This is a genomic window from Bacteroides sp. AM23-12 (assembly GCF_003434395.1).
GTDB classification, from domain to species: Bacteria; Bacteroidota; Bacteroidia; order Bacteroidales; family Bacteroidaceae; genus Bacteroides; species Bacteroides thetaiotaomicron.
In genome coordinates this window covers 129460-136152 of sequence record NZ_QTLF01000011.1, presented here as the reverse complement: position 1 = coordinate 136152, position 6693 = coordinate 129460, and the positions used below count along the sequence as shown (strand labels likewise).

The window sequence follows — 6693 nt, the reverse complement described above, 5'->3', positions numbered from 1 at the left end:
CAGGCAAGCGCCTGCGAAGCAACGGCGGCGCAGGACGCGCCTACCTGATCATCTGTGATTTGTTTAAAATGTTCATAAACCCTTTCCAGCGGAATATCTATATATTCGATTCCCCAACGGCGTTTTGCCAGAAGATAATCCACATTGCTGGCAACCAGCCACGAAGAAGGAGTACCGATGACTCCGATACGCTTGCCGAACAAAGAACGCTGCGCGCGGAAATTATTATATAGTATATGTACACGTTGAATAATAGACGGTAATTCTCCATGAAGAATTTCACTCTTCATTCCCCTTCCACGGAGCCATGTAGATATTTCCAATGCCGCAGCAAGTGAGTTCTGCATGCCATCGGCCAATAAAATGGCGGGGCGGGGAAGACGTTCGAAGTGCTGGATGACCAGTCTTTCCACACCTCCGGTAGCGATAAAAATGATTTTGAAATCATCACTGCCCAACTTATCCATATCTTGATAATCGATGAGTTTGACAGTGTAATATTTTTCAAGTTCACTTAGAATTGCTTCGTGCGAATTGCGCAGCGAGGCTTGTTTGTGAAGTATTGAAGCAAATGAGATAAGGTGTATGGTCATTATGATATTGTTTTAAGTTTTCTGTATTACAAATGTATAGCTTTCTTTTCATTTTTCCACTACGTTTTTACCCTTGATAAGGATTTTAAAGTTTTTATGTCTCTGTATTCAAATTATTGCGTACATTTGCAGTTCCAAATTAAAAAAGTAAATAGTAATTAGTAATTTGTAGTTAAAATTATGCCAACCATATCCATTCGCGGAAACGAGATGCCTGCATCTCCTATCAGAAAACTGGCTCCTTTGGCAGACGCTGCCAAGCAACGGGGAGTCCATGTGTTTCACCTGAATATCGGACAGCCTGACCTGCCCACTCCTCAGGCCGCGATTGACGCGATACGCAACATCGACCGTAAAGTGCTGGAATATAGCCCCAGTGCCGGAAACAGAAGCTATCGCGAGAAACTTGTGGGATATTATGCAAAGTTCAACATCAATCTGACGGCTGACGATATAATCATTACATCGGGAGGTTCGGAAGCGGTACTTTTTTCCTTCCTTTCCTGCCTGAATCCGGGAGATGAAATCATTGTTCCGGAACCTGCATACGCCAACTACATGGCATTTGCCATCTCTGCCGGAGCAAAGATCCGTACGATTGCAACGACCATTGAAGAAGGTTTCTCCCTGCCGAAAGTAGAGAAATTCGAGGAACTGATCAATGAACGTACCAAGGCTATCCTGATTTGTAATCCGAACAACCCGACCGGTTATCTGTATACACGTCGGGAAATGAATCAGATCCGTGACCTGGTGAAGAAGTACGACCTCTTCCTCTTCTCTGACGAAGTATATCGTGAATTTATTTATACCGGCTCTCCTTATATCTCTGCCTGCCATCTGGAAGGTATCGAGAGTAATGTAGTGCTGATTGATTCTGTTTCCAAGCGTTATTCGGAGTGCGGAATCCGTATCGGTGCATTGATTACCAAGAACAAAGAGATACGTGACGCTGTTATGAAATTCTGCCAGGCTCGTCTGAGTCCTCCTTTGATCGGACAGATTGCCGCCGAAGCTTCTTTGGATGCTCCGGAGGAATATTCGCGTGAGACGTATGATGAATACGTAGAACGGCGTAAATGCTTGATTGATGGATTGAACCGTATTCCGGGCGTTTATTCTCCGATCCCGATGGGGGCTTTCTATACCGTAGCCAAACTCCCCGTAGACGACTCGGACAAGTTCTGTGCATGGTGTCTTTCCGACTTTGAATACGAAGGCCAGACCGTATTTATGGCACCGGCTTCCGGTTTCTATACTACTCCGGGCTCCGGCATCAACGAAGTGCGTATCGCCTACGTATTGAAGAAAGAAGACTTGACCCGTGCGCTTTTCATCCTGCAAAAGGCGTTGGAGGTGTATCCGGGAAGAACGGAATAGGTATTAAGTAATAAGTATTAAGTAATAGGTAATAACCGTAGACGCTGGTTGGCGTATGATGTATTATAAGGTTGATAATTATATCATAAGGTAATGTCTTAATGCTTAATATAATACTTAATCCCTAATCCCTGATCTCTAAATAAGCTACGGCTATTACTTATTACCTAATACTTAATACCTATTAAAGAATTGTCATTATCTCTTTTTATAGCCCGTCGTATTTATCGCGAGAGCGATGGTGGAAAGCAGGTTTCACGTCCTGCGGTCCTCATTGCTATGGCTGGTATTGCCATAGGGTTGGCTGTTATGATTATTGCGGTGGCGGTAGTCATAGGGTTTAAAAGTGAGGTAAGGAATAAAGTCATCGGGTTCGGGTCGCACATTCAGATAGCGAATCTGGATGCGGTCAATTCTTATGAGACTCATCCGATAGCGGTGGGGGACAGTATGATGACTGCTCTTTCCGGTTATCCCCAAGTAAGCCATGTGCAACGCTATTCTACCAAGCCGGGGATGATAAAAACGGATGATGCTTTTCAGGGAATGGTACTGAAAGGTGTCGGACCGGAGTTTGATCCGAGTTTTATGCAGGAGTATCTGGTGGAAGGGGAGATTCCTGCGTTCAGTGATTCGGCTTCCAGTAATCAGGTACTTATCTCCAAGGCGCTGGCTACTAAAATGAAGCTGAAGCTGGGAGATAAGATATATACCTATTATATTCAGGATAATATCCGTGCCCGGCGCTTGACGATTGCAGGCATCTATCAGACCAATTTCTCGGAGTATGATAATCTGTTTCTGCTGACTGACCTTTATTTGGTGAACCGCCTGAATGGCTGGGAACCGGAGCAGGTGAGCGGAGTGGAACTGCAGGTGCGCGACTATGATAAACTGGAAGATATCACTTACGAGATAGCCGTTGATACGGATAGTCAGCGGGATAAGTTTGGAGGCGTGTATTATGTACGCAATATAGAGCAACTGAATCCCCAGATATTTGAATGGCTCAATCTGCTTGATCTGAATGTATGGGTAATCCTTTTCCTGATGATAGGAGTTGCCGGCTTTACCATGATTTCCGGTTTGCTGATTATTATCATAGAACGCACCAATATGATCGGAATACTGAAAGCGCTGGGAGCCAATAATTTTACGATTCGCAAGACTTTCCTTTGGTTTGCCGTCTTTCTCATCGGCAAGGGGATGCTTTGGGGCAATGCGATTGGACTGGCATTCTGTTTTATCCAGTCCCAATTCGGAATATTTAAGCTCGATCCGGAGAATTATTATGTTGATACGGTATCGGTTTCTTTCAATGTCTGGTTCTTCCTTTTGATCAATGCAGGTACGTTGCTAGCATCGGTTCTGATGTTGATCGGACCTTCATACTTGATAACGAAGATCAATCCTGCAAGCTCCATGCGGTACGAGTAATTTTCTCTTTTTCTTTTCTTTTTTTGCTGCAAAAATAATTTAGACCGTAGCGTGATGTAGAGTGAATAATATGTCTATATTTGCGCCCGATTTACTTAATATCCTCTTGTAGGTTTAATTTTTAACCATTATGAATAATGTGTTAATTCTGTTGGATAATCCGGATGACTGGAAGCCGTATTGTGAGACGAAAAGTATCCTGACTGTTTCCGACTATCTGAAGAACAAGCCGGTTGAAAAAGATCGGAAGTTAGTTATTAATCTTAGCAATGATTACAGCTATAACTCCGAAGGGTATTACTGTTCGTTGCTTGCCCAGACGAGAGGACAACGGGTGATTCCCGATGTTGACATCATCAACAAACTGGAGACGGGGACAGGAATCCGCATGGACCGAAGTCTGCAGGCGTTGTGTTATCAATGGATTCAGAAGAACGGGGTCAAAAGTGATATCTGGTATCTGAATATCTATTTCGGGAAATGCCGTGAGAAAGGGCTGGAAAGAGTGGCCCGCTTCATTTTCGAGAACTATCCCTGCCCTTTGTTGAGAGTCGCTCTGAACACTCATCCCAAGAATCAGATTGAAAGTATTCAGTTCTTGCCTTTGAACCGGTTGGATGATGAGGAACAGGACTTCTTTGCCAATACGCTGGATAATTTTAATAAGAAAATATGGCGTGCGCCTAAGTCGGCAAAAGCTCCCAGATATAGCTTGGCGGTACTGATCGATCCGAAAGAGAAATTTCCGCCCAGCAACAAAGGCGCTTTGCATAAACTCTCCGAAGTGGCCAAGAAGATGAATATCCACGTCGAAATGATTACAGAGGATGATGCGATGCGTCTGTTGGAATTTGATGCGCTGTTTATCCGGACAACGACCTCGCTGAATCATTATACATTCCATTTGTCACAGTTGGCCGCCCAGAATGGGATGGTCGTCATTGATGATCCGTTGTCTATCATCCGGTGTACCAATAAGGTTTATCTGAAAGAACTTTTTGAGAAAGAAAAGATTCCGGCACCGAAGTCTACGTTGATTTTTCAGTCCAATGAGAACTCGTTCGAACAGATCAGTGAGCAGGTTGGTGCTCCTTTTATCTTGAAGATACCGGACGGTTCCTATTCCATTGGCATGAAAAAGGTGTCCAATGAAGAAGAACTGAAAACAAGTCTTGAACTTCTTTTCGAGAAGTCGGCTATCTTGTTGGCACAGGCATTTACGCCTACGGAGTTTGACTGGCGTGTCGGTCTGCTGAACGGAGTACCTTTGTATGCCTGCAAGTATTATATGGCAAAAGGTCATTGGCAGATTTACTGCCATTATGATTCGGGCAGGAGCCGCTGCGGACTGGTGGATACGATTCCTATCTATCAGGTGCCGCGTGTGGTACTGGATACGGCGATAAAGGCTGCCAATCTCATCGGAAAAGGCTTGTATGGAGTGGATTTGAAGATGGTCGATGATAAGGCTTACGTGATTGAAATCAACGATAATCCGAGTATCGACCATGAACTGGAAGATGCGATTATCGGTGACGAAATGTATTACCGTCTGTTGAATCACTTTGAGCAGGCGCTGGAAATGAAACATTATTAATGATGGAACCAACGATACACCTCCGTCAGGCAAAAGTGGGAGACATTCCTGCCATTCTGGAGATAGAGCAGGAATGTTTTCAGGAAGATAGTTTTTCGAGAGAACAGTTTGTTTATCTGATCTGCCGTTCAAAGGGCACCTTTTATGTGGTAGTGGAACAGGAGCGGATGATCGCCTATGTCTCATTATTGTTTCATGCGGGAACCCGTTATCTGCGGATATATTCGATAGCCGTCCATCCGGACTGCAGAGGAAGGAAGCTGGGACAGTTGCTCATGGAGCGGACGATTGAGACAGCTCTTGAATGTAAGGCGGCAAAGATTACGCTCGAAGTAAAAGAGTCGAATACGCCTGCCATCAAGCTATATATGAAAAATGGCTTTATTCCCGTAGGAGTAAAGCCAAACTATTATCATGATGGTTCGGATGCGATCTATATGCAGCGGCCCATGTAATCAGCAGTTGCCTATCTTCTCATAAAGTCCCCTTTCCTGCGTAAGGAGCGGTAAAGTTTGAATTTGAGCGACTGGATGGGCTGGAGGATATCGAAAACCGGCAGGGAGAAATAATATTTCCTGTCTCCGCCCATTTCTTTGGCTGTCCGATTAATGATGATTGCCTGTACGGTATAGCGGAACAGCCAGATCAGTAATGCAATTCCGGCAGCCAGCCAATGGTTGTTGAGGATGCCGAATACAAGACCCGCGATGCAGGCAGCGTAAAACAGCAGACGGGAGAAAGTCTCGAATCCTAACAAATAGCGCTGTACACCGTGATAAAAGCGTGCGGTTGCCATATAGCTTATCTTTTCTTCTTTCCATTCTTTGTAGCTGTATACCGGTTGTATCCGCATAGTTGCATTGATATCCGTTTCTACGCGTGTGTTGGATGGGGTGGCTATCTGGTTGATGAATAAATCATCTTCCCCGCGTTGCAGGTTCAAATAAGTGGAATAGCCTTTTCTCTGGAAGAATAATTCTTTCCGGTAAGCCATATTGCGGCCGATGCCCATGTATGGCTTTCCTGCCAATGCAAAGCATAAATAACGCAGAGACTGGAATAACGTGTCAAAGGCTACCCGTTTATGCAGCCATCCTTTGGTCCGGTCGTAACCGCTGTATCCCAGTACTATCTGAGTCTGTGAAGTGAAGTTACGTGCCATTAGTCTGAGCCAGTCTTTGCTTGCAGGCATACAGTTTGTTTCTGTAAATACCAGCCAGTCGTGTTTGCTGGCCTTGATGCCCAATGTCAGGGCAAGTTTCTTATGACTGATGTAGCGTGCGCTGTCGGGAGTGAAGCTGTGGTAGAGGTGAGGATATTTCTCTTCCATAAATCCCAGTACATCCTCTGTCTCATCCGTAGAAGCATCGTTGATAACAATCACTTCGAACTGCGGATAGTCTTGTTCGAGAATGGCAGGTAAGATTTTACGTAGGTTATCAGCTTCGTTGCGTGCACAAAGAATCACGGAAAGCGGAGGCATCTCTTGTGTGAAGTGCACTGCTTCTTTGCGTACAGCCTTATTGCGGGTATGTATCCGATTGTACAAGCCGAAATAATAAATGAGCTGAATGATAAAAAGAATACCTGCCGCCGATAAAAGAATCAGTTCGACAGTATTGAATGTAAATGCTTCCATTGGATATAAGTGTCGTTTTTACGACTGCAAAAGTACGCATTTTTTTG

Annotated in this window: 5 protein-coding genes and 1 pseudogene; 4 read left to right on the top strand and 2 right to left on the bottom strand. The window is 44.5% G+C overall.

Features of this window, described 5'->3' with window-relative positions:
* Positions 1-593, bottom strand: a pseudogene (locus tag DW640_RS12045) (fucose isomerase); the annotation flags it as partial.
* 180 nt (positions 594-773) lie between these two features.
* Here DW640_RS12045 and DW640_RS12040 point away from each other — a divergent pair.
* From DW640_RS12040 to rimI, 4 genes are all read left to right on the top strand, one after another.
* Positions 774-1973, top strand: a complete 1200-nt coding sequence (locus DW640_RS12040; RefSeq protein WP_117578240.1) for a pyridoxal phosphate-dependent aminotransferase — start codon at positions 774-776, stop codon at positions 1971-1973.
* A 192-nt stretch (positions 1974-2165) separates the two neighbouring features.
* A complete protein-coding gene (locus DW640_RS12035; protein WP_199610359.1) occupies positions 2166-3410 on the top strand; it encodes an ABC transporter permease in 1245 nt (414 codons plus the stop codon).
* Positions 3411-3540: 130 nt separating this feature from the next.
* On the top strand, positions 3541-5007 hold the full coding sequence (locus DW640_RS12030; RefSeq protein WP_117578238.1) for a RimK family protein: 1467 nt from the start codon (positions 3541-3543) through the stop codon (positions 5005-5007).
* A 2-nt stretch (positions 5008-5009) separates the two neighbouring features.
* Positions 5010-5462, top strand: a complete 453-nt coding sequence (gene rimI / locus DW640_RS12025) for a ribosomal protein S18-alanine N-acetyltransferase (protein WP_370448828.1) — start codon at positions 5010-5012, stop codon at positions 5460-5462.
* Between the two features lie 11 nt (positions 5463-5473).
* On the opposite strand, the gene DW640_RS12020 is transcribed toward rimI, so the two are convergent.
* The gene (locus DW640_RS12020; RefSeq protein ID WP_022470071.1) at positions 5474-6646 is read right to left on the bottom strand and encodes a glycosyltransferase; all 1173 of its coding nucleotides are present in this window, start codon (positions 6644-6646) and stop codon (positions 5474-5476) included.
* Between the last annotated feature and the right edge of the window lie 47 nt (positions 6647-6693).